Raw genomic sequence first — 25,717 nt, forward strand, 5'->3', positions numbered from 1 at the left:
CGCACGCCCGCCGGGCAGCCCCTGACGAAACGGCCCATGATCCGTCTCCCGACCCTCATTGCTGCTGGTTCCTTCGGGCTTGCGGCTGTTCTTGCCATCTTCATCGCAGGATTCCTTGCGCTGGCGATGGAACGGCGCTCGGTCGAGGCGATCACGAATGCCTTGCACGCCGGCGGCATGAACTGGGCCGAAGTGTCGGCCAACGGGCTTCAGGTCTATCTCGACGGCACCGCGCCGAGCGAGGCGGCGGCCTTTCGCGCGGCCAGCCGGGCGGGGGCGATCATCGACGCGGACCGCATCGTGAACCGGGTCGAGATCCGCCGCCGCGACGAGACCGCGCCGCCGCGCTTTTCTGTCGACGTGCTGCGCACGACCACCGGGTTGCAGGTCATCGGGCTGGTTCCGGCCGCGACCGGCCTGGACCCGATCAACGACGCGATCATGAACATCGCGAACGTGGGCGAGGTGGCAAACCTTGTGGAAACCGCCGATTTTCCGGTTCCGCCGACATGGGTGGCGGCGCTCGACTACGGGCTCAGGGCGCTGCGCGAACTGCCGCGGTCCAAGGTCACGGTCTATGCCGACCGGGTCGAGGTTCAGGCGATCAGCGAAAGCGTCGAACAACGCGCCCGGTTCCTTGCGACGCTGGAACGGGGCCAGCCCGAAGGGGTCACCGTGGTCCTCGATATCTCGGCCCCACGCCCGGTGATCACGCCCTTTACGCTGCGCTTTACGATCGACGCGGGCGGCGCCCAGTTCGAGACTTGCGCCGCCGATACGCTGTCCGCGCGCGACCGCATCATCGCGGCCGCTGCTGCCGCTGGGGCACAGGGCGTGCTGACCTGTCAAATCGGGTTGGGCGTGCCGTCGCCGCAGTGGGGCGACGCGGTCGTCACGGCCATCGAGGCGCTGGCGGAGCTGGGTCAGGGCACAGTGGCCTTCTCGGATGCCGACGTGACGCTGATCGCCGCCGAGGGCACGGGGCAAGACGATTTCGACCGTGTTATCGGTGAGTTGAGCGCTGCGCTGCCCGATGTCTTCTCGCTCGACGGTGTGCTGCCGACGCCGCAGGTGGAGAGCGCATCCGCAAGTGCGGGTCCCGCCCGGCTGATCGCCACGCTGAGCGAGGACGGCACTTTGCGCCTGCGCGGGCGGCTGCCCGAGGGACCGGTGGGGCGGTCGGTGGAAGCCTATGCACGCGCGCTCTTCGGGGCGGCGCGGACGGATATCGCGACGCGGACGGTGGCGGACCTGCCGCAAGGCTGGTCGATCCGGGCGATGGCAGGGCTTCAGGCGCTGTCGCGGGTCAGCGCGGGCACCATGACGTTGGAGCCCGAAACGCTGCGGCTGGACGGGCGGACCGGCGATGCGGCGGCGGCATCCGAGATCACGCGGTTTTTGGCCGGGGAACTGGGACAGGCCGCGGCCTTTGACGTGGCGGTGCGCTACGACGAGGCGCTCGACCCGGTGGCATCGCAATTGACGCCCGAACAATGCGTTGAAATGATTCAGGAAATCCAGACCGAGGGCAAGATCACCTTTGACCCCGGCTCGGTCGAGATCAACGAAAGCGCGGGGCAGGTTCTGGACCGGATCGCCGAGGTTCTGCCCGATTGCCAGCATGTCCGGATGGAAATCAGCGGGCATACAGACAGTCAGGGCCGCGAGGAAATGAACCTGAACCTGAGCCAATCGCGGGCGGATGCGGTGTTGAACGGGCTTCTGGCGCGGGAGGTTCTGGTGTCGAACCTCGTCGCGCAAGGCTATGGCGAAAGCCAACCGCTTGCCTCGAACGAGACCGAGGACGGGCGCGAGCAGAACCGCCGGATCGAGTTCCGGCTGCTGACCGGCGCGACCGAAGACGACAGTGAAGGTATTGCTTCTGATGAAGAAAATGCTGGCGGGGACGTGGTGATCAATGACGCGGCGACGGCGACCGCGCGGCCCCGGCCCCGGCCCGAAAGCGTGACCGAGGCCGCCTCGGAGGCGGCCGAAGCAGAGGATGAAAACCCATGAACCGCATTGAGTTCATCGTCGTGATCGCGATCATCCTGTTCGTCGCCTTCGTGCTGGGATGGCTGGCGCATTGGCTGGTCGCGCGGTTCAACCAAGTGTCGAGCGCGGACCTCAACGAGATGGAATCCTTGGCAAAAGCGCTGCATGACGCCGAGGAGACACGGGATCAGGCGATCGCTTACCTGCAACATCGCGAGGCGGAACTGACCGGTCAACTGAGCCAGACCGAGGCGGAATTGCGCGCCGCGATGGACGGCTTGCGCGAGGCGCGGCACGAGACGGAAGAGCTGCGCGTCTACATCGAACGGATGTCCCGGGCGGAGCCGTGAGGCGCGGATCGTGGTTGATATCCGGTAAACCCGGCGCGGCCATGGTGAACGGCCGGTAAAGATTTTCGGGCAATTCTCAAGAAAAGATTAACGTCGCGGCGCGCGTCCGAACAAACACTTGCTCGGGCGCGGCCAAGGTAAGATTTCGTTAACCCAGATGGGCCGGGATGTGCGCGTTAGCGCGTTTTGGTGCCACCATGGTCACCTCAAGACCATTCATGAGATAGTCACTCGGGGGCGCGCTTGAGGATGAGGCGAAGCACTACTTCTGCCTCTCGCAGATGAAAGTGTCGCCCGAAGCGGGACTATGCCAATTCAACTGGCCCGCGACCTCGATCAGCGTGAAAACGGTTCCGTCGTTCAGGACCATGCCGAGGAAGTCGTTTGTTCGATCGTCCACCTCGATGAAGGTCATTGGACTTTGCCCATGCTGGTACGTGGAGGGCTCAACGGTAAACGCCAGAACCTCGCAGTCCCAGCTGCCCAGAAAGGGATGGTCTGCACGGATGGTTACTTGCTGCGCCATGACTTGGCTCGACGCCAGAACAGACGCGCCGAAGATGATCGCTGATAGTCGCATGATTCTTCCCAAATAATTTATCGTAAGTTGATTTCCTATCTTCCGACAGAATCATGATTATGAACGCGTGTTGGGTTTGAAAAGTCTCGGCGTTCATGGCGACCGGGAAACCAGTGGCGCACCGAGGCTCGGCACCATGCAGAAGTCTCAGGCCTACCTTTGCCCCGTGGGCCGTGGACCAGAGCGGAACAGGGCTTCGGCCCAAGAGGCGGCAGCGGCCTGCGCGAGAAAGTAGAGCGGGTCTTTCCTCGTGCGGGGTCGGGCCGCCTTCAAGGGCCATCAGCAGGTGGGCAGGCTACCGGATCTTGGGGCAGCAGACTTGGGGCGGAGGACAGACAAGCGTGGCTTCCGTCGCGGCGCGCAGGTCGGCTTCGGTCACGCCGTCGGCCAGTTCGAGGGGTTTCAGCCCACCCTCGACCACCTCCGGCACGCCCATGTTCGTGATGATCAGATCCACCACACCGGTGCCCGTCAGCGGCAGGGTGCAGTTTTTCAAAACCTTGCTTTCGCCGTGCTTGTTGGCGTGATCCATCACCACGACCACACGGCCCACGCCCGCGACCAGATCCATAGCGCCGCCCATCCCCTTCACCAGCTTGCCGGGGATCATCCAGTTCGCCAGATCGCCCTTTTCGCTGACTTCCATCGCGCCCAGGATCGCCATGGCGATCTTGCCGCCCCGGATCATGCCAAAGCTTGTCGCGCTGTCGAAATAGGCCGTGTGGGGCAGTTCTGTGATGGTCTGTTTGCCCGCGTTGATCAGGTCTGCGTCTTCTTCGCCCTCGTAGGGAGAACCTGACGATGTCGTCCTGAGTTCCGCCGGCGCATTTCCTGCACACCGATGTTCTGGTGCCCTTCGCCGAACAGGTGGCCGAAGTGACCGAGGGTCGCGTGACCGTCACCATCCTGCCCGCGCCGCTGGGCGGCCCGGCGCAGCATTGGGAACTGGCTCGCACCGGTGTGGCCGACATCACCTGGGGCAATTTCACCTATGAGCCCGAGCGTTTCGTTGCGCTGTGGTTCGCGGAATTCCCCAATGCGGGCACCAATGGCGGGCGAGGCGCAAAGCGTGGCGCTGTGGAGGACCTATCAGGCGCATCTGGCCGATCTGCCGGTCTTTGACGGGGTCGAGATGCCGGCCGTCGGCATGTTCGGCGGCGGCCAGCTGCACCATGGCGCGGCACCCATGCTGACGCCCGAGGATATCGCCGGGCAGAAATTCCGGATGGGCGGCCCGAGCAACACATCGTTCACGTTTTCGGATCAGGCCGCGACCGGAGACCGGAGGCCGCGAGTGGCGCGGGCCGAAACGTCCATCCGCCGCGGCTGCCTTATTCCTGCCTTAGTCTGTCTTGGTTTTGCCTGAAACCGCGCCCATTGCTGCCGCAAGCGGATTGTATCCGATCCGGAAACGAAAGGATGCGCGCGCGATGCCCACGACATTCAACTGGATATACCTTGGGCTTGAGCCGCTCGTGCTGGACCCGACAGAGGGCAACAGCAACGCGGAAAACGCCGGGCTGTTCGTCGGGCAGAGCTATGGCACGGCCGGTGATCCGCTCTATCAGCGCATCACCAGTGCGACCACCATAGACAATGGCGGCGCCGCCGGCGCGCTCGACATGAACAACAGCGCGTCGAATGACGCGTTCACGACCGATATCGGCAACGGCACACAGACCTTCACCTTTGACGGGCTGAGCGTGTTCAACGCCACGATCACATATGTCAACGGCACGACGGCGCAGGTCACGGCCGTTCTGGCGCAGTCGACCACGGGCGAATTGTTCCTTGCGCCCGAATTCACCAGCAATCCCGACGTAACGGCCTTCGAGGCAGGCCCGATCGTGTCGATCACGCTGGACAGCGTGAATGCCAGCACCAACACCAACCTTGGCGCCGACCGTCTGCTTCAGGGCTGGGACGATGGCGTGGTGGACGGCACCGGCGGCAACGATCTGATCAACGGCAGCTATGTCGAGCCGATCACGTCCGGGTCGGACCGCGTCGACAATGGCGACGGGCTGACCGGTGCGGGGTTCAACGACGATGTCATCGACGCCGGCGCGGGCAATGACACCGTGTTCGCGGGGCTTGGAAACGATTCCGTGCTGGGCGGCACCGGCGCCGATTCCCTGAGCGGTCAGGCCGGGAACGACACGCTCTCGGGTGGGGGTGGCGCGGATACGCTGATCGGCGGCACCGGCGATGACAGCCTCGAAGGCGGCGCGGGCAACGATGTCCTTTATGGCGATGCCGGGCCGGCGGAACGCTGGAGTTACCAGGTCTTCACGCGCGATTTCACCGCGGCCAACGGGCAGGCCTTTACCATCGAGAGCGGCACGCTTGCGGCCACGGGCACATCCGCGGGTTTCGACGTCACCGGGCATGGTCAATCGGCGACGGGTCAGGGTGATCCGAACGATTACGGGATCATCTATACCTCGACGCTGATCGCAGGCGCGGCCGGGACCTATCGGTTCGAGACCACATCGGACGATGGATCGACCATCCGGATTTTCGACAGCCAGGGCAATCCGCTTACCTTCACCAACCAGAATGCGACGACGGGAACCTTTCTCAACAACGATTTCCACCAAGGTGCCACGACCCGTTGGGGCGAGGTGACGCTGGAGGCCGGTCAGAGCTACACGATCGAGGTCCGCTACTGGGAAAACCAAGGCGGCAACGTGTTGTCGGGGCGCGTGACGCCGCCGGGCGGCACGGCACAGGATCTTGCCACCAGCCCGTTGATCGTGGGCACGGACAGCATCGCGGGCAATGACGTCATAGATGGCGGCGCGGGCGCCGATCTCGTGTATGGCGAGGGCGGCAACGACACGCTGATCGCGGGCGAGAACGACACGCTCTATGGCGGTGACGGGGACGATCTGTTCATCGTCGGCACGCCGTCGGAGTCTGGCACGGGCACCATCACCATCGTCGGCGGCGAGGGCGGCGAAACGGATGGCGACACGCTGTTCGTGGATGAAACCGTCGATCGGGCGAGCATCGTCTACACCAACACCGATGACGCGGCCGGCGGTTTGTCGGGTTTCTTCACGCTGGCCGATGGCACGCTGGTGACGTTCTCGGAGATCGAGAACATCATCTGCTTCACCCCCGGCGCGCGGCTGCTGACCCCCCACGGCGAGCGGGCCATCGAAACGCTGCGGGCGGGAGACATGGTGATCACCCGCGACAACGGGCCCCAGCCGATCCGCTGGATCGGACGCCGGACCCTCCCGGCCATGGACCAGTTCGCCCCGATCCATGTTGCCGCGCATGTGCTGGACGGGGCCAGTCGCGGCCTGCTTGTGTCGCCGCAGCATCGGTTCCTGTTCACGGGCTACAAGGCCGAATTGCTGTTCGGCACCTCCGAGGTTCTGATCGCCGCCAAGCATCTGGTCGACGGGCAGGATGTGTTCATCGCCCCGCAGGCGGAGGTGACCTATATCCACATGATGCTGGATCGCCACGAGGTCGTTTATGCCGATGGCGCGGCGACGGAGAGTTTCCACGCGGGCGATGTCGGGATCTCGGCGATTTCGGATCAATCCCGGGAGGAGATGTTCCGTATCTTTCCGGAATTGCGGTCCAATCCCGCCGCCTATGGCCGGACCGCGCGACAGTGTCTCAAGAGCCACGAGGCGCGGCTGTTGCGGGACGGGGCGATGCAGATGCGGCTTGCGGCCTGAACGGTTCGGCGGGCTGGTGGTCTACCGCGACCAACGGGACAGCGCGTCCTCGTCCTCGTCCTTGGCTTCGACCCATGTCGCCCCCGTCGCGGTCACTTCCTTTTTCCAGAAGGGGGCGCGGGATTTGAGGTAATCCATCAGGAATTCCGCGCCCGCGAAGGCATCGGCACGATGGGGGGCGGCGGTGGCGACCATCATGATCGGCTCGGCGGGCGCAAGAGCTCCGTAGCGGTGCAGGATCATCGCGTCGGTGAGGGCGAACCGGGCGATGGCCTGCGCGCGGATATCGGCGAGCGCCTGTTCGGTCATGCCGGGGTAATGTTCGATCTCCATCACCTGAAGATCGCCGGTGGCGAGGTCGCGGGTGATGCCCGAAAAGCTGACCACGGCCCCTGCCCCCGGCACGCTGGCGGCGAAGGCGTTGAGTTCCGCGCCCATGTCGAAGGCGGCTTGTTGCACGCGGATCGGGTCGGGCATGGGTCAGCCCCCGGTCATGGGCGGGAAAAACGCCACTTCGCGCGCGCCGGCAAGGGGGGCGTCCATCTCGACCAGGGTCTTGTCGATGGCGGCGCGGATGCCCGCGATGTCGGAAAAGGCCAGCGCATAGCCTTCGTCGCGCCGAGAGAGTTCGGCGACGAGATCGGCCACGGTGGCAGCCTCGGTCACGACGGTTTCGGAGGCGGTGCCGGTGCGTTCGCGGAGCCAGGCGAAATAGCGGATGTCGAGCTGCATCATGTGTCCTTCAGGAAGGGCAGCGCCTTGCGGAAGTAATCGTAACCGGTGGCGAGCGTGAGGGCTGCGGCAAGCCACAAGAGGACGAGGCCCCCGTAGGAGGTGAGCATCAGGCCCTGATATTTCCAGTTCAGGCCGACCGCGTCGGGAATGTCGCCATTCAAGATGCCCGTCACGATCTCGGCGCTCATGCCCAAGGTCTGCATCAGGAAGTAATGGTCGAAGAGGCCCCAGGCAAACAGCATGGTGATGGCGACCATCTGGACCATCGTCTTCCACTTGGCCAGCGGCGTGACCTTGAGGGTGGCGGCGGAATGGCCGAGGTATTCGCGAAGGCCCGAGACGAAAACCTCGCGGAAGAGGATGGCGGTGACGGGGATCAGCGTCCATGCGGTGATGCCGTGAACACCCAGAAGGACGGCCAGCGCGATCACCACCACGGCCTTGTCCGCGATCGGATCAAGCATCGCGCCGAAGCGGCTGATCTGGTTCCACGCACGCGCCAGATAGCCGTCGACGTAATCGGTGAGCGAGGCGGAGAGGAACAGGACCATCGCCACCCAATCCGCGTAGGGCCGCGGCAGAATGAGGAACACGAGCCCCACGAGGGGGGCCGCGATCATCCGGGCGACCGTCAGGATATTGGGCAGGGTCCAGCGCATGGGGCAGGTGTAGCGCGAGCGTGGGGGAGAGGGAAGCGGGCGCGGTGGCCGTCTTGATGCAAACCCCGACGCGTGCGAGCCTTTCGCACCGTCTTGAACATTGACCTTTTGCGAGAAAGCCCATGGACCCGTTAACGATTACCTTACTTGTATGGATACTCCTCCCTTTTCCATTGATTTTTCTGTGGCTCAGGTCGCGAAGCGTCATAAAGAAACAAATAACCCGCGCGGACGAAATTGAGAGGGATCTGACAGCCACTAGAGATCGCTATTCTGCGATTATTTCCCTTGAAGAAGAGGCGGGGAAATTACGCTCAAGCATTGAGGATTCCAGCAAAAAAATGGAAGTACTTCGCATGGAATATTCCCAAAAACGCGAACTACTGATCAAACTTGAGGGGCAGTTGGCCGTGTATGATGAGCGGTTATCCTTTGCAGAGCTGGGCGTATATGAACCGCATTTCGACTTCACTGACAGCCAAGCATACAAGACGACAATTGAAGCGGTGCGGCAGCAACAGAAGGATATGGTCTCGCTGAAGACGGCGACGCGTTGCCCGACGAACTGGACCGTTGACGGAAGCAGGTCGAAGGGTGAAACCATGATAAACCGTCAAACCCGTTTGACGATGCGAGCATTCAATAATGAATGTGAAGCTGCAATCGCGAATGCGCGATGGAACAACGTCAACGCCATGGAAAAGCGGATCGTTAATGCGGCAAATCAGATCAACAAGGCCAATGAGTCGATGCAGCTGGTCATTAGCGATCAATATGTAGCCCTTAAACTCAAGGAGCTGCATTTGACACACGAGTATCGCGAGCGCCTGAAACTTGAGAAAGACGAGCGCGCCGAACTGGCCAGAGCCGAGCGGGAAGAAAAGAAATTACTCGCGGAAGCCGAAGAAGCCGAGAAGGAGGAACGGAAATTTCAGCAGATGCTGGACAAGGCAAAAGCGGAAGCTGGTGTGGATGAGAAGCGGATTTCTGATCTTGAAGCAGCATTGGCAGAAGCACATGCCAGAAGCGAAAGAGCGCGGGCAATGGCGGAGATGACAAAATCTGGATATGTCTACATTATTTCGAATATCGGATCTTTTGGTGAGGACGTTGTGAAAATCGGGCTTACGAGGCGGCTGGACCCAGATGATCGTGTCAGGGAGCTTGGTGATGCCAGCGTTCCGTTCAGTTTTGACACCCACGCCATGATTTATTCTGATGAAGCCCCTGCGCTGGAAGCCGCATTGCACAGAGAGTTTTCGGATAAACGCGTAAACGCCTCGAACATGAGAAAAGAATTCTTTCGGGTTAGTCTGAATGACGTAGAAGAAGCTGTTCGGAAGCTATCCCCAAATGCCACGTTCTTTCGTGATCGCGAAGCACAAGAATGGCATGAGACAATGTCACGAAGAAACCAGGCTCTTTTGGATTTACAGAAGCCTTCTGACAGCTTTCCCGAAAACATATAGCGGCTGGCCGTCGCCCTACCCCCGCTCCTGGAAGTAATCGTAGATCTTTTGGGCGAGCGCGTCGTTGATGCCCTCGACCGCCGTGAGGTCGGAGAGGTTGGCGCGGGAGACCGCCTTGGCCGAGCCGAAATGCGCGAGGAGGGCGCGTTTGCGGGTTGCGCCGACGCCGGGGATATCGTCGAGCGGCGTGGCCGAGACCGCCTTGGCGCGTTTGGCGCGGTGGGCGCCGATGGCGAAGCGGTGCGCCTCGTCCCGCAGGCGCTGGATGAAATAGAGGACGGGATCGTTGCGCTGGAGCGCCATGACCGGCTGACCGGGGCGGTGGAATTCTTCCTTGCCGTGGTCGCGGTCGATGCCTTTGGCCACCCCGATGAAGGGCAGGTCGTCGAGGCCCAGATCGTCCATGATCTGTTGCACGGCGGAGATTTGCCCCGCGCCGCCGTCGATCAGGAGCAGATCGGGCCACGCCTCGGACTCCCGATCGGGGTCTTCCTTGAGGAGGCGCTGGAAGCGACGGGTCAGCACCTCTTTCATCATGCCGAAATCGTCCCCGGGGGTCAGGTCGTCGCCGCGGATGTTGAACTTGCGGTATTGCGATTTGAGGAAGCCGTCGGGGCCCGCGACGATCATCGCGCCGACGGCATGGGCGCCCTGGATGTGGGAGTTGTCGTAGACCTCGATCCGCTTGGGCGGCGTGTCGAGGTCGAAGGCATCGGCCAGACCGTCCAGCAGCTTGGTCTGGGCCTGCCCCTCGGCCATGCGGCGGGCGAGGCTTTCGCGGGCGTTGCGCATCGCGCTGTCGATCAATTCAGCCTTTTCGCCGCGCTGGGGGACGAGCAATTCCACCTTGCGCCCCAGTTTCTGGGAGAGCGCATCGGCCATCAGGTCGGCATTCTCGATCTGATGCGACAGGATCAGCTGGGGGGGCGGGTCCTTTTGGTCGTAGAATTGGCCAAGGAAGGCCTCGAGCACCTCGGGCGCGTCGATGTCGGCGCCGATGCGGGGGTAGAAGTCGCGGTTGCCCCAGTTCTGGTTGGCGCGGATGAAAAAGACCTGAACGCAGGCTTGCCCGCCTTCCATGTGGAGCGCGATGACATCGGCTTCGCGCACGCCGCGGGGGTTGATGCCTTGGGCGGATTGCACGTTGGTCAGCGCGCGGATCCGGTCGCGCAGGGCGGCAGCGCGTTCGAATTCCATCGCCTCCGACGCCTCGGCCATCTGGGTGGCGAGCTGGGCCTGAAGCTCGGTCGAGTCGCCTTTCAGAAAGCGGACGGCATCGGCCACGGAGGCGGCATAATCGGCCGCGCTGATGTAGCCGGTGCAAGGCGCCGAGCAGCGCTTGATCTGGTAGAGCAAGCAGGGGCGCGTGCGGGATTCAAAGGTCGCATCGGTGCAATTGCGCAGCAAGAACACCTTTTGCAGTTGGTTCAGCGTGCGGTTCACGGCCCCCGCGCTGGCGAAGGGCCCGAAATACTCGCCCTTTTCCGATTTCGCGCCGCGATGTTTCTTGATCTGGGGAAAGGCGTGGCTGCGGCTGACGAGGATGTTGGGAAAGGATTTGTCGTCGCGCAGGAGCACGTTGTAGCGCGGTTTGAGCTGCTTGATGAGGTTCTGTTCCAAAAGCAGCGCCTCGGTTTCGGTGCGCGTGGTCAGGAACATCATCGAGGCGGTTTCGCGGATCATCCGCGCGATGCGGGGGCTGTGGCCCGAGGGCTTGGCGTAATTCGACACACGCCGTTTCAGCGCGCGGGCCTTGCCCACGTAAAGCACCCGCGATTGGGCATCGAGCATCCGGTAGACGCCCGGCGAATTGTCGAGCGTCTTGAGATAGGCGTGGATGATCTCGTGCCCGGTTTCGGGGGCTTTGGGGGCAGTTTCGGTCATGGTGTCGGACGCTTTCGCGATTCCCCTCTGGGCTGCAACGGATCGTCGGCGCGATCAAGACAGGAAGACTCCACCAATCCTGTGGATAAGCTTGAGGAAAAATCTTGGGCGAGGGGAAATTTTCGTTGTTGCGAGGTCGGTTCTGGGATTTGCCCCATTTTTGGGCAATCTTTTAACACTCTGATTTAATTTACTTTATTTTTGCGGTCTTCACGGTGTCATCGGCTTGTTACTTGAATTTCGCAGGTTTTTCATAATTCCGGACCCGGTGGAGAAGTCCATATCGCCCGCCCCGGTGCCCGGTCACTCAACCCCAAGGACGTCTGGCGTTTGCCAGGCGAGGTGCTGGCCACCGTCGACGCAGATCAATTGCCCGGTGACGGCGCGGGCGGTCAGGAAATAGCGCAGCGCGTCGCAGATGCCTGCCGGGTCCGCGCCCCGGTTCAGGATGGTGGCGGCACGCTGGCCCGCGAAATGCTCGGCCGATTGGCGCGCGCCCTGCATCGTGGGGCCGGGGCCGATGGCATTGACGCGCACACGGGGGGCCAGCGCCTGCGCCGAGGTGCGGGTGAGCGCCCAGAGGCCCATCTTGGCGATGGTGTAGGTCGTGAATTCGGGGGTGAGTTTCAGGACGCGCTGGTCGATCATGTTGACGATCAGGCCCTGCGCCTGCGGCTCGCCGTTTTCATCTTTCAGGGGAGCGGGCACCTGTGCGGCCATGGCCTGCGTCAGGACGAAGGGCGCGCGCAGATTGGATTCGAGGTGCCGGTCCCAACTGTCGCGGGAGGCGGTGGTGATGTTGTCGTATTCGAAGATGGAGGCGTTGTTGATCAGCACGGTGATCGGCGCGCACAACGCGTCGGCGGCGCGGGGCAGCAGCGTCTGCATCTCGGCCTCGACTGTCAGATCGGCCTGAAGCGTCGCGGACCGACGGCCCATGGCGCGGATCGCCTGCGCGACCTCTTCTGCCTCTGTGGCGCTGCCGGAATAATGGATGGCCACGTCATGGCCCGCCTCGGCAAGCGCCAGCGCCATGGCGCGGCCCAACCGCCGCGCCGCCCCCGTTACCAATGCCGTCATCGCCGTCTTCCTATGCCAGAACCATCAGAATGTAGGCGACATAGAGCGCGGTGAAGATCACGCCAACCACACGCCCCATGCCCCAGCGCAGGAAGACGAAGGGCGCAAGCACCGCAGAGGCCGCCAGCATCACCCAGACATCGAAACGCAGGAGCGCGGGATCGACCGGGATCTGCCCGACAAGGGAGGCGACGCCGATGATGCCCAGAAGGTTGAACATGTTCGAGCCGATCACGTTGCCGAGCGCCACATCGGCATGGCGGCGCAGCGCGGCCATGACGGTGGTGGCAAGTTCCGGCAGCGAGGTGCCGACCGCCACCAGCGTCAGGCCGATCACCGTGTCGCTGACGCCGAAGGCCTGCGCGATGGTGACGGAGCTGTCGACCAGAAGATCGGCCCCGACCGGCAGGCCGATCAGACCCAGCGCGAGAAAGCCGATGATCTTCCACCATGGCATGTCGGGATCGGCTTCGTCGGGGAGGTCGTCATCCTGACCGGCGGCGGCATCGGCGGCGGCGCGGTGGGCCATCACGGCGCGGGCGGAATCGAAGAGGATCAGCGCCAGCGCGCCCAGAAGGATCAGGCCGCCCCACCAGCGGTAGGGGCCGAGAAAGCCGAGGCCGACGAACAGCGCGCTGCCCAGCATCATGAAGATGAAACTGCGGCGCGTGTCGCTGCCTGCGGACAGACCGAAGATCATCGCGGGGATGCCGAGGATCAGGAGCACATTGGCCGTGTTCGATCCGATGACATTGCCGAGCGCGAGACCCGGCACGCCGTCGAGAACAGCCTTGATCGAGATGAGAAGTTCGGGAGCGGAGGTGCCGAAGGCCACGACCGTCAGGCTGACGATCAGCGCGGGAATGCCCAGCCGGAGGCTCAGGTTCACCGCGCCCTTCACCAAGAGGTCGCCAGCCAGAAGGAGGATGATCAGCCCAAGGCCGGCAAACGCGAATTCCGTGATCAAGATGTCAGCCCTGTTCGTTGCGGCAATGGCGGCAGGGGCCGCCGCGCAGGTTGTAGCGCCCACAATCGGGGCAGAGTTTGGGTTTGGGCAGGCCGCCCGCGCGGTCGCCCTTGCCGCCGAACCCCGGCAGGCGCAGGCGACCGAAAATGGCGAGAACCACCATGAAGATCAGGAACAGGCTGACGATCTTGAGCATCATGAGAGGCCATAGCGCGCCCAGAGCGCGCGATCTTCAAGGCTGCCGGTCAATTCGGAGGTGAGGCGTGCCCCGAAGATCTGGAACAGGCCGCGGCGGGGGCCGAAGCGCTGGAAGCGGGTCTTCTTGCCGTAGCGGTCTTTCAGGACCGGGACGATGTGGCCGATGCCATCGGCAAGCCCCAGATCGACGGCGCGTTGCCCGACCCAGAATTCACCGGTGAAGAGATCGGCATCCTCTGCCAGCCGGTCGCCGCGCCGCGCCTTCACATGGGCGATGAAGCTGTCGTGGATCTGGGATTGGATGGATTTGAGGCGTTCCACATCCTCGGGCCGTTCGGGGCGGAACGGGTCGAGCATGGATTTGTCCTTGCCCGAGGTATGCACGCGGCGTTCGACCCCGATCCGCGCGATCGCCTCGTGCAGGCCGAAGCCCGCCGAGATGACGCCGATGGATCCCACGACGGAGCTGGCGTCGATCCAGATGTCATCGGCGGCGCAGGCCAGCCAATAGCCGCCCGAGGCCGCCACATCCTCGACGAAGGCATGGACGGGGATCTGTTTTTCCTCGGCCAGCCGCCGGATGCGGGCTGCGATGAGCGAGGATTGGGCGGGGCTGCCGCCCGGCGAATTCAGGATCAGCGCGACGGCGCTGGGTTTTCCCTTGGCGAAGGCGCGTTCGATGGCGGGGGCGAGGGCCGCGTCGCTGAGCGTGCCACCCCGGTTGGACGCGGCGATCACCCCCGAGAGGGTGATGACGGAGACCACGGGGTCCTTGGCTATGAAGGGAATGAAACGTTTCATATGACGCGATGTAGGCCGTGGCGCGGGAGCGAACAAGGCGCGGCCCGCGTTTCGCGGGCGCTGTGTCCCGCAGGTCTTGCCTGGGGCTCTGCCCCGTGGGCCTTGGTTTAGGGGGCTCTGCCCCATTGGCATGAGTTTCGGGGGCTCTGCCCCCGGGGGCCTCTTGGCCCCTCCCCCCGGAGTATTTCGGAAAGCAAAGACGGGGTGGTCAGCTTTCCTCGGCCAAGCGGCGGCGGAGGTCGGTTTTCAGGACCTTGCCGTAATTGTTCTTGGGCAGCTCTTGCAGGGTGACATAGACCTTGGGCCGTTTGAAGCGCGCGATCTGGGTCAGGCAATGGGCGTCGAGCGCCGCCGGATCGGGCGTGGTGCCGGGGGTGGGCACGATGAAGGCCACGACCTCCTCGCCCCATTCGGCGGAAGGCCGGCCGACGACGGAGACCTCGTGGACGGTGGGGTGGGTGAGCAGCACCTCCTCCACCTCACGGGGGTAGATGTTGCTGCCGCCCGAGATGATCACATCCTTGGAGCGGTCGGCCAGTGTCAGGTAGCCGTCGGCATCGAGGCTGCCCATGTCGCCCGTCATGAGCCAGCCGTTTACCAGCGTCTTGGCCGTGGCATCGGGGTTCTGCCAATAGCCGGGCATGACCGGGGCGCCGCGCACCATGATCTCCCCGATCTCGCCTGTGGGCAGGGGGGCGCCGGTGGCGTCGCCGATGGCGACCTCGACCATGCTTTGCGCGCGGCCGACGGAGGCCAGACGCGCCTGCCAGCGGGGATGGGTGCGATCCGCGACATCGGCGCGGGAGAGCGCGGTGATCGCCATAGGGCATTCGCCCTGCCCGTAGATCTGGACGAATTTGGGGCCGAAGACCGCGACCGCCTCTTCGATATCGGCGCGGTACATCGGGCCGCCGCCGTAGACGATGGTGCGGATGCCGTCGCCCCGGCTGCCCGTGGTCTGTGCCGCATCGGTCAGGCGGCGGACCATGGTGGGGGCCATGAACATAGACGTGGGGCCGAGAGCAGCGGAGAGCGCCAGAACCTCGGCCGCATCGAAGCCGCCCGAGGGGGGCACGATGTGGCGCGCGCCCATGCGGACATGGATCGGGGCGTAGATGCCTGCGCCATGGCTCATGGGCGCGGCGTATAGTGCCGCGTCGGCCGGGCTGACCGGGTCGACATCGACGGGATAGCAGAGCGAGGTGGCGGCGAGCATCGCGTGGGTGATCCGCACCCCCTTGGGCCGCCCGGTCGTGCCGGAGGTGTAGAAGAGCCATGCCAGATCGTTTGGGCTACGCTCGGTGATCGGGGCGGGCGCGCCCGTCGTCATCGCCGTGAAGGCGGGGCTGTCGAGCGTGGTGGCGGGGCAGTTCAGCCCCTCCGCCATCCCCGGCGCGGCGAAGAGGTGACGCGCGCCGCTGTCGGCGAGGATGAATTCGGCCTCGCGCGGATGGAGCTTGGCGTTGATCGGCACGGCGGCCGCCCCGGCGATCCAGATGCCGTAGAGGGCGACAAGGTAATCGGGGGCATTGCCGGAATAGATCGCGACGCGATCGCCCGGCGCGATGTTCATGGCCGTCAGGGCCTGCGCCAAGGCGGCGGCACGGGCGTGAAAGGTGGCGTAGTCGGCCACGAGCCTTTCGCCCAGCATCAGGGCCGGGTTGCTGCCGGAAACCAGCGCGCTGCGTTCCAGCCAATGGGCGATGTTCATCTGCCCCCTCCCCTTCTTGTCGCGGCTGAGTGTTTCGCGCGCAGGGCGCATCTGCAAGGGGGTGCTGGAAGCGCGCGCGCGGGGCGGTTAGGGTTTCGGCGACAGCAACAGACAGGCCAGCCCATGCCCCATGACATCGTGATCCTCGGCATTTTCGTGGCCGATGCGGCATTTCGCTGCGACCAGCTGCCCCGACTGGGTGAGACGCTGCTTGGGACCGGCTTTACGCTGGGCCCCGGCGGGAAAGGGTCGAACCAGGCTGTCGCGGCGGCGATGGCGGGGGGCGACGTGGGGTTCCTGACCCGGATCGGGGATGACACGTTCGGCGCCATGGGGCGGGAGACGTGGGCAGGGGCCGGTGTGCATCCGCTGGCCGTGATCGATGACAGCCTGCCCACGGGCGCTGCAGGGATCTTCGTGGAAACCGGCACGGCCAAGAATGCCATCGTGGTCAGCCCGGGAGCTGCGGGGGCGATCGGCGCCGCGGATGTGGAGGCGCAGGCGGAGGCGATCCGCAGGGCGCGGGTGGCGCTGACGCAGCTGGAACAACCGATGGCGGCGGCGGAGGCGTTTTTGCGCATGGCCCGCGAGGGCGGGGCGATCACGATCCTGAACCCCGCGCCTGCCGCAGCCCTGCCCCAAGGTATGTTGGCGCTGTGCGATTACCTGACCCCGAACGAGGCCGAGGCCGAGGGGCTGACCGGCCTTGCCGTGACCGACCGCGACAGCGCGGCACGGGCGGCGGGCGCATTGCTGGAACAGGGCGTGGGCAAGGCGGTGATCGTGACGCTGGGCGGCGATGGCGCGCTGGTGCGCGATGCGGACGGCGCGCGGCATGTGCCGCCGATGTCGGCAGGCCCGGCGGTGGACACGACCGGCGCGGGCGATGCGTTCAACGGCGGGTTCGCCACGGCGCTGGCCGAGGGCCAGACGCTTGACGCGGCGCTGCGCTTTGCCACGGCGGTTGCCGCGATCTCGGTGACGCGGGCGGGGGCGGCGGCGGCGATGCCCACCCGTGCAGAGGTCGAGGCCTTGCTGGCAGGTTAGGGCAGCAGGTTCATCTCGCGCAATTGGTCGGTCGCGGCGGGGTGGTGCGCCTTTGGCACAAGGTCGAGGAAGCGTTGCAAGATACCCGGCCATTGCGGCGCGGCCCGCAGGAACATGAAGCGGTGATAGTGCAGGATGTGGGCGTCGGGCGTCCGGTCGATGGCCGAGCCGCGATGGGAGAGCGCGTGGTTCCAGCTTTCATCGAGGACATGGGCCGTATAGCCGAAGCGCGCGATGGCCAGCGGAAGCGTGATCTGATCGAGCCACGGACGCTTGTTGGCGATCTTGCACTTGTGGTCGAAATCGAGCGCGGTTTCGAGCCAGTGATCGGCAAAGCGTTTGCCGTCGGGCTGCGCATCCTCGGGCATGGCCACGAGGCCCGCGTTGAAATAGGGCAGGTGTTCGGGCCGGTCGCCGCGCAACAGGCGCACGCGGTCGGTGGGTAGCGGCAGGCCGAAATGGTCATAGGCGCGCTGCCAGCGATCATCGGGGCCCCAAGTCGGCCGCCCCTCGGGCGCGGCGGCGACATGGGTGGCGGGCAGATCGGCCAATTCCGTCAGGGGTTTGAGGCAGATCATGTCGGTGTCGAGAAAGATGCCGCGCCCCGGGCCGCGATGGTCGGTCGCGGCCACGATCTTGTTTCCATGCGGATAGGGTTTGGCCCAGTCGGGCGGTTCCGGCAAGGCACGCAGGTCGACGCCGGTTTCCGCATAAATGGCGCGGGTGACGGGGCCGATTTGCGGCAGCCAATCGGGGCTGGCATAGGCATAGAGATGGGTGCCCGCCTGCCCCTGATGGGCATGGGCAAGGCTTGCCGCCAGAAGCCAGCTTTGCCATTCGAGGCGTGCGCCATCGGCCACGAAAAAGATATGGGTATCGGTCATGCCTGCGCCGCGTCCTGCCCGGGTTTGTCGGAAGATGCCCGCTGCACGAAGGTTTGGCCAGTTCAGACCTCGAGATCGGCGACGAATATTCCTGCGTGACCGCCCCGGCAGGCGGCGACCAGCATGCCGCCTGCGCGGATGTGTTCGGGGTGCTGTTCATAAGCCAGATGGGCGGCGCGGTCGCTGAAATGGACCGAGAAACCGTAGGTATAGCGCTCCGATTTTCCCTCGAAATCGCGGTTGGGGCCGTGGGTGAAGCCGGAGGCACCCGGCAAAGCGTCACAGACGGCGGCAAGGATCGGCATGGCCGCCTTGATCGTGGCAAGGGCTTCGGGGCTGTCAGGCTCCATCAGGACGATGTGGTGCAGCATGGTCTACCCTTCGATCAGGATGGCGCGGAAATCGTTCACATTGGTGAGCGTGGGGCCGGTGACGATCTGGCCGCCTATCTTGTAGAAGAAATTGTGAGCGTCGTTCTGGGCCAGCGCCCCGGCCGCGTCGATCCCTGCGGCGCGCGCACGGCCAAGCGTGTCGGGGCCGATCACCGCGCCCGCGACCTCGGCCGCGCCATCGACGCCATCGGTGTCGCAGGCGATGGCATGGATGCCCGCCGCGCCATCGAGGGCCAGGGCCAGCGCCAGCGCGTATTCGGCATTGGGCCCCCCTACCCCGTCGCCGCGGCGGGTCACGGTCAACTCACCGCCTGACAGGATCAGGCGCGGACCCTTGGCGGCGCGGGCCAAGGCGGCATGGGCAGCTGCAACCTCGCGCGCCTCCCCTTCGATCGCGTCGCCGAGGATGTCGATGGCATAGCCCGCCGCGCGGGCCAGATCGGCGGCGGCGGCCAGCGATTGGGCGGGGGCGGCGTAGATCACGTTTTCCACCCGCGACAGACGCGGATCATCGGGCAGGACAGGGTCGCCGCCCGCGCGCAGGAAGCCGTCGATGGAGGGGGGCGGCGTGACGCCCCAACGGGCGAGCGTGGCCAGCGCGCTGGCCGCATCGCCGCGATGCCCGACCGTGGGGCCGGAGGCGATATCGCCCGGATCATCGCCCGGCACGTCCGAGATCATCAGCGCAAGCATCCGCGCGGGATAGGCTGCGGCGGCAAGCCTGCCGCCCTTGACCGCCGATATCTCCTTGCGGATGCCGTTGATGTCGCCGATGGGCGCGCCGGAGGCCAGCAAGGCTTGGGTCAGCGCCTGTTTCTCCTCCAGCGTGATGCCCGGCGCGGGCGCACAGAGCAGGGCGGAGCCGCCGCCCGAGATAAGGGCGAGGACGAAATCCCCCTCCCCCAGACCTGACAACAGGTCGAGCATACGGCGGGTGGCGGCGACGCCTGCGGCATCGGGGACGGGGTGGGCGGCCTCCACGATCTCGATGCCCTTGCAGGGGCGGGCATAGCCGTAGCGGGTGATCACCAGCCCCTCGCAGGGGCCCCATGCGGCTTCGACCGCTTCGGCCATGCGTGCGCTGGCCTTGCCCGCGCCGATGACAATGACGCGGCCCGGTGGCTTGGGCGGCAGGCTCTGGCCAAGGCTTTGCATCGGGTCGGCCACGGCGACGGCGCGGTCGAACAGCGCGCGGAGCAGATCGGGGGGCGTCATTCCGGGATTCCCGTGCTGGACATGCGGGGGACAAGCTGGACCGGGCTGCGCAATTCGGGGGCGGGGCGTTGCCCCTCCACCATCCAGGCGAGCAGGCGGGCGGCCGTGTCGCGGGCGAACCCGGCGATATCGCAGGCGACCGAAGAGAGCGGCGGCCAAGCCTGTTGCGCCTCCTCGATATCGTCGAAACCGACGACGCGGAATTCGGCGCCGATGGGGCGACCGGCACGGGCGAAGCCCGCCATCAGGCCCAGCGCCACGAGGTCGTTGAAACAGATGGCGGCATCGACCTCGGGGTGGTCGGACAGCAATTCGCCCGCCGCCTGCATCCCGAAGGCGCGGCTGGATTTGCCGTGGATCGCGACCTCGGCCAGACCCTCGGCCTTGAGTGTGTCGCGCCAGCCGGATTTGCGTTCCCGCGTGATGGCGCGGCCCGGCAAGCCGCCGACAAAGGCGATGTTGCGCGCGCCCTGCTCCATCAGGTGGCGGGCGGCCATGGTGCTGCCGCTGGCATAGTCGAAACTGGCGAAGGGAAAGAGATCGGTGCGTTCGTCCATTTTGCGCAGAACCTGCATCACCGGCAGGCCGGTCCGCGCCAACTGGTCGAAGGTTTCGCCCGGCCCCCCATAAGCGGGCGAGATGACCAGTGCGGACACGCCGTGTTCGATCATGGAGCCGACCAGCTTCGCCTGTAATTCCGCATCCTCGTCGGAATTGGCGATGACGGTGGCGTAACCTTCGGCGGCAAGCGCCATCTGCAGGCTGGTGGCGAATTCGGTGAAAAACGGGTTGCGCAGGTCGTTGATGACAAGGCCGACCAGCCCCACGGAGGCCGAGCGCAGGTTGGCCGCCGCGCGGTTGTAGACATAGCCGATCTCGGCCATGGCCTGTTCGACGGCGGCGCGGGTTTCGGGGCGCACCTGTTTGGACCCTTGCAGGACCAGCGAGACGGTGGATTTCGACACACCCGCGCGGGCGGCGACATCGAGGATGGTGGGGCGGCGGATCATCCCGGCAGGTTAGCCACTGATCCCGTGCAAGGCCAAGAGCGATCGCATCCGGGATTGCGCAAGATCGGGATCGACCAAGAGCCGCGCCTGATCGGCAAGGCGGTAGACCTGCGCGTAATGCGCGATCTCGCGCGAAGATTGGAAGCCGCCGGGCATGATGAAATGGGTTTGCGTGCCGTTGAGCCAGCTCAGAAAGGCGATGCCCGCCTTGTAGAACCGGGTCGGCGCTTTGAAAATCTCGCGGCTGAGCGGCACGGTGGGCGCGAAAAGCGCGTGATAGGTGGCGCTGTCGCCCATCGCCAGCGCCTCGAGCGCCTGCGAGGCGGCGGGCGCGATGGCGGCGAAGATGCCCAGAAGCGCGTGGGAATGATGGGTCCCGTCGCCTTCGATCAGGGGAGCATAGTTGAAATCGTCGCCGGTATAGAGGCGGACACCGGGCGGCAGCTTGGCGCGAAACGCTTCTTCGTGCGCCTGATCCAGAAGGCTGATCTTGATCCCGTCGATCTTGGCCGCGTGACGCGTGATGATGTCGAGGACAACGGCATTGGCGGTCTCGATATCCTGCGCGCCCCAATAGCCGGTCAGGGCGGGGTCGAACATGTCGCCCAGCCAGTGCAGGATAACGGGGCCCGCAGATTCTTCTATAAGTTTACCGTAGAGTGCGGCGTAATCCTCGGGCCCCGCCTTGATGGCGGGCAGCGCGCGGGTCGCCATCAGGATGATCTGCCCTCCTGCGGCCTCGATCGCCTCCATCTGGGTGCGATAGGCGGCGCGGATCGCGTCAAGCGTCGCAAGGCCGGATAGGTCGAGGTGATCGGTCCCCGCGCCGCAGGCGACCCGCGGGCACATCGGATGGGCGCGCGCATCGGCCATGGTGCGCTGGATCAGCTCCAGCGCAGTGGGCCAATCGACGCCCATGCCGCGCTGCGCGGTATCCATCGCCTCGGCCAGCCCAAGCCCCTGATCCCAGAGCCGGTGGCGAAAGCCCAGTGTCGCCTCCCAATCGACGGCAGGGCGGCCCTCCCAAGGGCTGCGTTCGGCCAAGGGGTCGCTGATGACATGGGCCGCGGCAAAGGCGGTGCGGGTGAGGGTCACACGGGGGGCGCGCGGGATCAGCGGGTCGCCCGACAGGCGGTAATCCTCCAGCGTTCCGGCATAGGTCGGCAGCAGCATCTCAGGCCCTCGCGTCTTGGCGGATCATGTCGGCGGCTTTCTCGCCGATCATGATGGCCGCGGCATTGGTGTTCGATGAAATCACGGTCGGCATGATGGAATTGTCCACGACCCGCAGCCCGGCGATGCCGTTCAGCCGCAGACGCGGATCAACCACCGCGCCGGGGTCCACGCCCATGCGGCAGGTGCCCGCGCAATGGTGCGAGGTCTTGGAATGCTCGCAGATGAAGTCGAAATACTCCTGCTCCGTCCGCACATCCGGCCCCGGCAGGCGCTCGGCCAGAACGTATTTGGCAAGCGGGGCTTGGGCCATGATCTCTTGCGTCAGCTTCAGGCCCCGGATCGACATCGCGCGGTCATGGGGATCTTGCAGGTAGTTCGGATCGATCAGCGGCGCCTTGGCCGGATCGCCGGAGGCAAGCCGCACGCTGCCGCGCGAGCGGGGGCGGAGGTGGCAGGAATTGAGCGTCACGCCGCCCTGCGGCATGATAGCGACACCCTTTTCGATGCCGGTGCCAAGGCCGAGGTGGAACTGGATATCGGGGGACCGCGCGTCGGGATCGGCATACCAGAACCCGCCGGTTTCAAAGAGCGAAGAGGCGACCGGCCCCTTGCGCGTCAGCAAGTATTGCAGGCCCGCCAGCGCCGCCATGTGCGGTTTGGCATAGCGGTCGTAGCTGTAGGGGCCACTCAATTCGACGATGCAGTAAAGGTCGAGGTGATCTTGCAGGTTCTCGCCCACCTGCGGCTGGTCGAGCACCACGTCGATCCCGAGATCTTGCAGATGATCCGCGGGGCCGATGCCCGACAGCATCAGCAGACGCGGGGAACCGATGGCGCCGGATGACAGGATAACCTCAGCCGTGGCGGTGATCTGTGTGCCGTCCATCAGTTCGACCCCGGTGGCGCGCCCCGCGTTGGTCGTGATCTTGCGCACCTGCGCGCCGGTCCGCACGGTCAGGTTCGCCCGCCCCTCGTTCGGCGCGACATAGGCCATCGCGGCAGAAGATCGGCGGGCGTTGCGTTGGGTCAGTTGGTAGTAGCAGACGCCATCCTGTGCTTCGCCATTGATGTCCATGTTGCGCGGAATGCCGAGGCTTGACGCCGCCTCGAAATACGCCTCGCAGATCGGCAGGGGGGCGATGGGTTGGGACACGCCCAAGGGGCCGCCCTTGCCGTGGTAGCGGTTGTCGTAGGTGTCGTTGTCCTCGGCCTTGCGGAACCAGGGCAGCACATCCTCATAGCCCCAGCCCTCGCAGCCCATCTGCCGCCATTCGTCGTAATCCTGCGCATTGCCTCGCGTGTAGATCTGGGCATTGAGGCTGGAGCCGCCGCCGATGACCTTGCCTTGGGTATAGTTGAAGACGCGGCCCTTCATGTGGCGCTGCGGCACGGTTTCCCAGCCCCACGATCCAAGCCCCTTGGTCATTTTCGCAAAGCCCGCCGGCAGATGGTACAGCGGGTTTCGGTCGCGCCCGCCCGCTTCCAGCAGCAGCACCCGGGCCGTCGGATCCTCGGACAAGCGGGCGGCCAGAACACAGCCCGCACTACCGCCGCCGATGATGATGTAGTCATACCCTTGGGCCATGGTCATCCCTCAGAGCCGGTGAATGGACAGCCCGCCATCGACGGGAATGATTGCCCCCGTGGCAAAGGCGAAATCGCCGCGCACGAGCGGCAAGATGGTCTGCGCGATATCGGCGGGATTGCCCCAGCGGCGCGCGGGGACAAGGCCACCAGCGATGCGGTCGTCGTAGCGGTTGCGCACGGGCGCGGTCATCGGCGTTTCGATGATGCCGGGGCGGATGTCGAAGACGCCGATGTTCTCGGGGGCAAGGCGCGCGGCGAAGGCTTGCGCCATCATGGCCGCCCCGGCCTTGGACATGCAGTATTCCGCCCGGTCTGGTGACACCATCGTGGCAGAGACCGAGGTGATGAAGCAGATCGACCGGTAGGGATCGGCGGGCAGGTGCAGCATCCGCCGCGCACATTCTTGTGCAAGAAAGAAGGTGCCGCGCAGGTTCACGTCGATGCAGCGGTCGAAACTGTCCGGCCGCATGTCGAGCAGGTCGCCCCTGACCATGGCCGGAACGCCCGCGTTGGAGATCAGCGTCGTCACCGGCCCGACGGCATCGAGCAGCGTGGCGATGGCCGCAAGGTCGCGCAGGTCGTGCTGGTGGTAGGTGGCTCCCGGCAGCGCCGCGAGCGCGGATTGCACCGCATCCGCCCCCGGCGGAAGCTCGGCGGCAATCGCCACCTCCCAACCCGCGGCCCGAAGCGCCGTTGCGATGCCCAGCCCGATGCCCTGCTGGCCGCCGGTGATCAATGCGCGTATCATGCCGCGATCTCCTGTGCGATGCGGTCGGCCTGACGAAGCGCCAGCGCCGCGATGGTCAGCGACGGGTTCACCGCCGCCGAGGTCGGCAACAGCGAGGCGTCGCAGATCCACAGATTGGGGTGATCGTGGCAGCGACCATAAGGGTCCGCCACGCTGGCGGCGGGATCGGCCCCCAACCGCGCCGTGCCACATTGATGCGACGGCGTGCGGCGGTCGAAGGCCTTGGACAGAAGCACGGGGAACCCCGCCTTGCGCAGCGCGGATTTGAGGCACGCAACCAGCGCCTCATGCGCTGCCCAGTTGGACCGCCGCCAATCCAGCACGATGTCATTGTCCTTGATCGTGACGCGGCTGTCGGGGTCGGGCAGATCCTCGGACATGACGTAGAAGTCGATGGCGCGGTCCGCGATCAGCTTGGCCAAGGCGCGCGGCAGACCGGTTTGCGCCGCAAGGATCGGGGCCGATACCCGGCCCAGAAGCTGGATATTGCCCAGCGGTTCGCCCTTCGGCCCGCCGGTCAGATACCAGTCGTTCAGCATCAGCGTCTTTTGGTAGATCGACCGGTTCTTGCGTGGCGACAGCGCCAAGAGCGCCGAGGCATTGTGGTTCATGAAATTGCGCCCGACCTGATCCGAGCGGTTGGCAAGGCCCGCGGGATGATCTGCACTAGCGGAACGGAGGAGAAGCGTGGCGGTCATCACCGCCCCCGCCGCCAACACGATGCGCGGCGCGCTCAGGCGGCCGGCACTGGTCAAAAGGCCGGTGATGCGGTCCCCCTCGGCCTCGATCCGGTGGACGGTGACGCCGGCTTGAAGTCGAACATTGGGAAAGCTCAGCGCATGGGCAAGGGCGGCGGTTTCGGCGTCGAGCTTGCCGCCGGTGGTATCTGGGAAGGCATCCCACGGCGTCGTCGCGCGCGCCAACCAACGGGGCAGATCGACGGCCAACGGCAGGGGGGCGGGGTGAAGCCCCACGGCCCGCAACCGCCGTTCCAGATCGGCGATGGTCGGTTCATGGGGGACCGGGGGATAGGGGTAACCGACCGCGCGGGGCGGATCGGTCGGGTCGATGCCGCCCTTCCCGCGGACCTGATAAAGCGCCTCGGCCCGATCATACCACGGCGCGAGCGTGCCATAGGGAAAGGGCCAGCCCGGGGTGGTGCCGTCGATGTGCCGGATCGGGGCGAAATCCGCCTCGCGGTAGCGGATCAACACCGCGCCGTAGAATTTGGAATTGCCGCCCACGCAGGCATAATTTCCGGGGTTGAAAGGCGTGCCATCCGGGGTGAGCCATGTCTCGGCCGGGCGGAAATGCCCGCGCCCGAAGATCGCCACCGGATCGCGCGCCTCGGCACTATCGGCAATCCGTTCGCCGCGTTCCAGGATCAGGATGCGCAGGCCCGTCGGCGCCAGCCCCGCGGCCAGCGTCGCGCCCCCCATTCCGGAGCCGATGATGATGAGATCGGCGTCGCTCACCTGATCCTCCCTGCCCTTGATCTTAGCTATTGGATCGTTCCAATTCCAGTGAAAAA

General features: G+C 65.3%; 25 protein-coding genes and 1 pseudogene. 7 read left to right on the forward strand and 19 right to left on the reverse strand.

Annotated elements, in window-relative coordinates; all coding sequences use genetic code 11:
• Positions 1–36 precede the first annotated feature (36 nt).
• Positions 37–2,016: an OmpA family protein gene (locus tag QQK63_RS10160; protein WP_277824853.1), complete on the forward strand. Its 1,980-nt coding sequence runs from the start codon at positions 37–39 to the stop codon at positions 2,014–2,016.
• The gene (locus QQK63_RS10165) at positions 2,013–2,345 is read left to right on the forward strand and encodes a hypothetical protein (protein WP_277824855.1); all 333 of its coding nucleotides are present in this window, start codon (positions 2,013–2,015) and stop codon (positions 2,343–2,345) included. The genes QQK63_RS10160 and QQK63_RS10165 overlap by 4 nt, the downstream gene beginning before the upstream one ends.
• Positions 2,346–2,607: 262 nt before the next feature.
• On the opposite strand, the gene QQK63_RS10170 is transcribed toward QQK63_RS10165, so the two are convergent.
• Entirely contained in the window at positions 2,608–2,925 is a 318-nt protein-coding gene (locus tag QQK63_RS10170) for a hypothetical protein (protein WP_277824857.1), read from the reverse strand.
• Positions 2,926–3,220: 295 nt separating this feature from the next.
• Positions 3,221–3,715: pseudogene (locus tag QQK63_RS10175) on the reverse strand (CoA-transferase); the annotation flags it as partial.
• Positions 3,716–3,774: 59 nt separating this feature from the next.
• On the opposite strand from QQK63_RS10175, the gene QQK63_RS10180 reads away from it, so the two are divergent.
• The 3 genes from QQK63_RS10180 to QQK63_RS10190 all read left to right on the forward strand — a co-directional run bounded on the left by QQK63_RS10180 (position 3,775) and on the right by QQK63_RS10190 (position 6,623).
• Positions 3,775–4,047 carry a type 2 periplasmic-binding domain-containing protein gene (locus QQK63_RS10180; protein WP_277824859.1) on the forward strand — a complete coding sequence of 91 codons (273 nt, stop codon included), beginning with the start codon at positions 3,775–3,777 and terminating at the stop codon, positions 4,045–4,047.
• Positions 3,995–4,291, forward strand: a complete 297-nt coding sequence (locus QQK63_RS10185; protein ID WP_277824861.1) for a hypothetical protein — start codon at positions 3,995–3,997, stop codon at positions 4,289–4,291. The genes QQK63_RS10180 and QQK63_RS10185 overlap by 53 nt, the downstream gene beginning before the upstream one ends.
• Before the next feature lie 64 nt (positions 4,292–4,355).
• A complete protein-coding gene (locus QQK63_RS10190; protein WP_277824863.1) occupies positions 4,356–6,623 on the forward strand; it encodes a Hint domain-containing protein in 2,268 nt (755 codons plus the stop codon).
• 21 nt (positions 6,624–6,644) lie between these two features.
• Here the strand turns inward: QQK63_RS10190 and QQK63_RS10195 are convergent, their stop codons facing one another.
• The 3 genes from QQK63_RS10195 to pgsA are packed head-to-tail and all read right to left on the reverse strand — an operon-like array spanning position 6,645 to position 8,017.
• Entirely contained in the window at positions 6,645–7,100 is a 456-nt protein-coding gene (locus tag QQK63_RS10195; protein WP_277824865.1) for a molybdenum cofactor biosynthesis protein MoaE, read from the reverse strand.
• A 3-nt stretch (positions 7,101–7,103) separates the two neighbouring features.
• A complete protein-coding gene (gene moaD / locus QQK63_RS10200; RefSeq protein WP_277824867.1) occupies positions 7,104–7,355 on the reverse strand; it encodes a molybdopterin converting factor subunit 1 in 252 nt (83 codons plus the stop codon).
• Positions 7,355–8,017 carry a CDP-diacylglycerol--glycerol-3-phosphate 3-phosphatidyltransferase gene (gene pgsA, locus QQK63_RS10205; protein WP_277824869.1) on the reverse strand — a complete coding sequence of 221 codons (663 nt, stop codon included), beginning with the start codon at positions 8,015–8,017 and terminating at the stop codon, positions 7,355–7,357. Before pgsA ends, moaD begins: the two co-directional genes overlap by 1 nt.
• A gap of 122 nt (positions 8,018–8,139) precedes the next feature.
• On the opposite strand from pgsA, the gene QQK63_RS10210 reads away from it, so the two are divergent.
• The gene (locus QQK63_RS10210; RefSeq protein ID WP_277824871.1) at positions 8,140–9,486 is read left to right on the forward strand and encodes an SNIPE associated domain-containing protein; all 1,347 of its coding nucleotides are present in this window, start codon (positions 8,140–8,142) and stop codon (positions 9,484–9,486) included.
• Positions 9,487–9,501: 15 nt separating this feature from the next.
• Here QQK63_RS10210 and uvrC read toward each other — a convergent pair whose 3' ends face one another.
• The 6 genes from uvrC to QQK63_RS10240 all read right to left on the reverse strand — a co-directional run bounded on the left by uvrC (position 9,502) and on the right by QQK63_RS10240 (position 16,127).
• Positions 9,502–11,370: an excinuclease ABC subunit UvrC gene (gene uvrC / locus QQK63_RS10215; RefSeq protein ID WP_277824873.1), complete on the reverse strand. Its 1,869-nt coding sequence runs from the start codon at positions 11,368–11,370 to the stop codon at positions 9,502–9,504.
• 303 nt (positions 11,371–11,673) lie between these two features.
• Positions 11,674–12,450 (reverse strand): SDR family oxidoreductase, encoded by a 777-nt coding sequence (locus QQK63_RS10220; RefSeq protein WP_277824875.1) that lies wholly within the window; start codon positions 12,448–12,450, stop codon positions 11,674–11,676.
• 10 nt (positions 12,451–12,460) lie between these two features.
• Positions 12,461–13,414: a calcium/sodium antiporter gene (locus QQK63_RS10225; RefSeq protein WP_377134124.1), complete on the reverse strand. Its 954-nt coding sequence runs from the start codon at positions 13,412–13,414 to the stop codon at positions 12,461–12,463.
• A 7-nt stretch (positions 13,415–13,421) separates the two neighbouring features.
• The gene (locus QQK63_RS10230) at positions 13,422–13,616 is read right to left on the reverse strand and encodes a hypothetical protein (protein WP_277824879.1); all 195 of its coding nucleotides are present in this window, start codon (positions 13,614–13,616) and stop codon (positions 13,422–13,424) included.
• The gene (locus tag QQK63_RS10235; protein ID WP_277824881.1) at positions 13,613–14,416 is read right to left on the reverse strand and encodes a S49 family peptidase; all 804 of its coding nucleotides are present in this window, start codon (positions 14,414–14,416) and stop codon (positions 13,613–13,615) included. Before QQK63_RS10235 ends, QQK63_RS10230 begins: the two co-directional genes overlap by 4 nt.
• Positions 14,417–14,624: 208 nt before the next feature.
• Positions 14,625–16,127 (reverse strand): class I adenylate-forming enzyme family protein, encoded by a 1,503-nt coding sequence (locus tag QQK63_RS10240; RefSeq protein ID WP_277824883.1) that lies wholly within the window; start codon positions 16,125–16,127, stop codon positions 14,625–14,627.
• 123 nt (positions 16,128–16,250) lie between these two features.
• Here QQK63_RS10240 and QQK63_RS10245 point away from each other — a divergent pair, with 123 nt between their 5' ends.
• Positions 16,251–17,174: a ribokinase gene (locus QQK63_RS10245; protein ID WP_277824885.1), complete on the forward strand. Its 924-nt coding sequence runs from the start codon at positions 16,251–16,253 to the stop codon at positions 17,172–17,174.
• Here the strand turns inward: QQK63_RS10245 and QQK63_RS10250 are convergent.
• From QQK63_RS10250 to QQK63_RS10285, 8 genes are all read right to left on the reverse strand, one after another.
• Positions 17,171–18,058: a glycosyltransferase family protein gene (locus QQK63_RS10250; RefSeq protein ID WP_277824887.1), complete on the reverse strand. Its 888-nt coding sequence runs from the start codon at positions 18,056–18,058 to the stop codon at positions 17,171–17,173. The two genes, QQK63_RS10245 and QQK63_RS10250, sit on opposite strands and share 4 nt — an antisense overlap.
• A gap of 62 nt (positions 18,059–18,120) precedes the next feature.
• Positions 18,121–18,429 carry a Dabb family protein gene (locus QQK63_RS10255; protein WP_277824889.1) on the reverse strand — a complete coding sequence of 103 codons (309 nt, stop codon included), beginning with the start codon at positions 18,427–18,429 and terminating at the stop codon, positions 18,121–18,123.
• A gap of 3 nt (positions 18,430–18,432) precedes the next feature.
• Entirely contained in the window at positions 18,433–19,665 is a 1,233-nt protein-coding gene (locus QQK63_RS10260; RefSeq protein ID WP_277824891.1) for a glycerate kinase type-2 family protein, read from the reverse strand.
• Positions 19,662–20,675 (reverse strand): LacI family DNA-binding transcriptional regulator, encoded by a 1,014-nt coding sequence (locus tag QQK63_RS10265; protein ID WP_277824893.1) that lies wholly within the window; start codon positions 20,673–20,675, stop codon positions 19,662–19,664. The genes QQK63_RS10260 and QQK63_RS10265 overlap by 4 nt, the downstream gene beginning before the upstream one ends.
• A 9-nt stretch (positions 20,676–20,684) precedes the next feature.
• On the reverse strand, positions 20,685–21,848 hold the full coding sequence (locus tag QQK63_RS10270; protein WP_277824895.1) for a dihydrodipicolinate synthase family protein: 1,164 nt from the start codon (positions 21,846–21,848) through the stop codon (positions 20,685–20,687).
• Between the two features lies 1 nt (position 21,849).
• Positions 21,850–23,436 carry a GMC family oxidoreductase gene (locus QQK63_RS10275; RefSeq protein ID WP_277824897.1) on the reverse strand — a complete coding sequence of 529 codons (1,587 nt, stop codon included), beginning with the start codon at positions 23,434–23,436 and terminating at the stop codon, positions 21,850–21,852.
• A 9-nt stretch (positions 23,437–23,445) separates the two neighbouring features.
• Complete coding sequence (locus tag QQK63_RS10280) at positions 23,446–24,186, reverse strand: 3-ketoacyl-ACP reductase (RefSeq protein ID WP_277824899.1); 741 nt, start codon at positions 24,184–24,186, stop codon at positions 23,446–23,448.
• A complete protein-coding gene (locus tag QQK63_RS10285; RefSeq protein WP_277824901.1) occupies positions 24,183–25,661 on the reverse strand; it encodes an FAD-dependent oxidoreductase in 1,479 nt (492 codons plus the stop codon). The genes QQK63_RS10280 and QQK63_RS10285 overlap by 4 nt, the downstream gene beginning before the upstream one ends.
• Between the last annotated feature and the right edge of the window lie 56 nt (positions 25,662–25,717).

Source organism: Roseicyclus marinus (genome assembly GCF_030163795.1).
Classification (GTDB): Bacteria; Pseudomonadota; Alphaproteobacteria; order Rhodobacterales; family Rhodobacteraceae; genus Roseicyclus; species Roseicyclus marinus.

Excerpts from the sequence above, each read along its gene's own strand:
- QQK63_RS10270 (WP_277824895.1), bottom strand. The coding sequence starts at position 21,848 with ATGCTGCTGCCGACCTATGCCGGAACGCTGGAGGATTACCGCCTGTCG.
- pgsA (WP_277824869.1), bottom strand. The coding sequence starts at position 8,017 with ATGCGCTGGACCCTGCCCAATATCCTGACGGTCGCCCGGATGATCGCG.
- QQK63_RS10250 (WP_277824887.1), bottom strand. The coding sequence starts at position 18,058 with ATGACCGATACCCATATCTTTTTCGTGGCCGATGGCGCACGCCTCGAA.
- QQK63_RS10190 (WP_277824863.1), top strand. The coding sequence starts at position 4,356 with ATGCCCACGACATTCAACTGGATATACCTTGGGCTTGAGCCGCTCGTG.
- moaD (WP_277824867.1), bottom strand. The coding sequence starts at position 7,355 with ATGCAGCTCGACATCCGCTATTTCGCCTGGCTCCGCGAACGCACCGGC.
- QQK63_RS10235 (WP_277824881.1), bottom strand. The coding sequence starts at position 14,416 with ATGAAACGTTTCATTCCCTTCATAGCCAAGGACCCCGTGGTCTCCGTC.
- QQK63_RS10210 (WP_277824871.1), top strand. The coding sequence starts at position 8,140 with ATGGACCCGTTAACGATTACCTTACTTGTATGGATACTCCTCCCTTTT.
- QQK63_RS10245 (WP_277824885.1), top strand. The coding sequence starts at position 16,251 with ATGCCCCATGACATCGTGATCCTCGGCATTTTCGTGGCCGATGCGGCA.
- QQK63_RS10275 (WP_277824897.1), bottom strand. The coding sequence starts at position 23,436 with ATGGCCCAAGGGTATGACTACATCATCATCGGCGGCGGTAGTGCGGGC.
- QQK63_RS10220 (WP_277824875.1), bottom strand. The coding sequence starts at position 12,450 with ATGACGGCATTGGTAACGGGGGCGGCGCGGCGGTTGGGCCGCGCCATG.
- QQK63_RS10265 (WP_277824893.1), bottom strand. The coding sequence starts at position 20,675 with ATGATCCGCCGCCCCACCATCCTCGATGTCGCCGCCCGCGCGGGTGTG.
- QQK63_RS10260 (WP_277824891.1), bottom strand. The coding sequence starts at position 19,665 with ATGACGCCCCCCGATCTGCTCCGCGCGCTGTTCGACCGCGCCGTCGCC.
- QQK63_RS10170 (WP_277824857.1), bottom strand. The coding sequence starts at position 2,925 with ATGCGACTATCAGCGATCATCTTCGGCGCGTCTGTTCTGGCGTCGAGC.
- QQK63_RS10280 (WP_277824899.1), bottom strand. The coding sequence starts at position 24,186 with ATGATACGCGCATTGATCACCGGCGGCCAGCAGGGCATCGGGCTGGGC.
- QQK63_RS10160 (WP_277824853.1), top strand. The coding sequence starts at position 37 with ATGATCCGTCTCCCGACCCTCATTGCTGCTGGTTCCTTCGGGCTTGCG.
- uvrC (WP_277824873.1), bottom strand. The coding sequence starts at position 11,370 with ATGACCGAAACTGCCCCCAAAGCCCCCGAAACCGGGCACGAGATCATC.
- QQK63_RS10240 (WP_277824883.1), bottom strand. The coding sequence starts at position 16,127 with ATGAACATCGCCCATTGGCTGGAACGCAGCGCGCTGGTTTCCGGCAGC.
- QQK63_RS10165 (WP_277824855.1), top strand. The coding sequence starts at position 2,013 with ATGAACCGCATTGAGTTCATCGTCGTGATCGCGATCATCCTGTTCGTC.
- QQK63_RS10255 (WP_277824889.1), bottom strand. The coding sequence starts at position 18,429 with ATGCTGCACCACATCGTCCTGATGGAGCCTGACAGCCCCGAAGCCCTT.
- QQK63_RS10195 (WP_277824865.1), bottom strand. The coding sequence starts at position 7,100 with ATGCCCGACCCGATCCGCGTGCAACAAGCCGCCTTCGACATGGGCGCG.
- QQK63_RS10230 (WP_277824879.1), bottom strand. The coding sequence starts at position 13,616 with ATGATGCTCAAGATCGTCAGCCTGTTCCTGATCTTCATGGTGGTTCTC.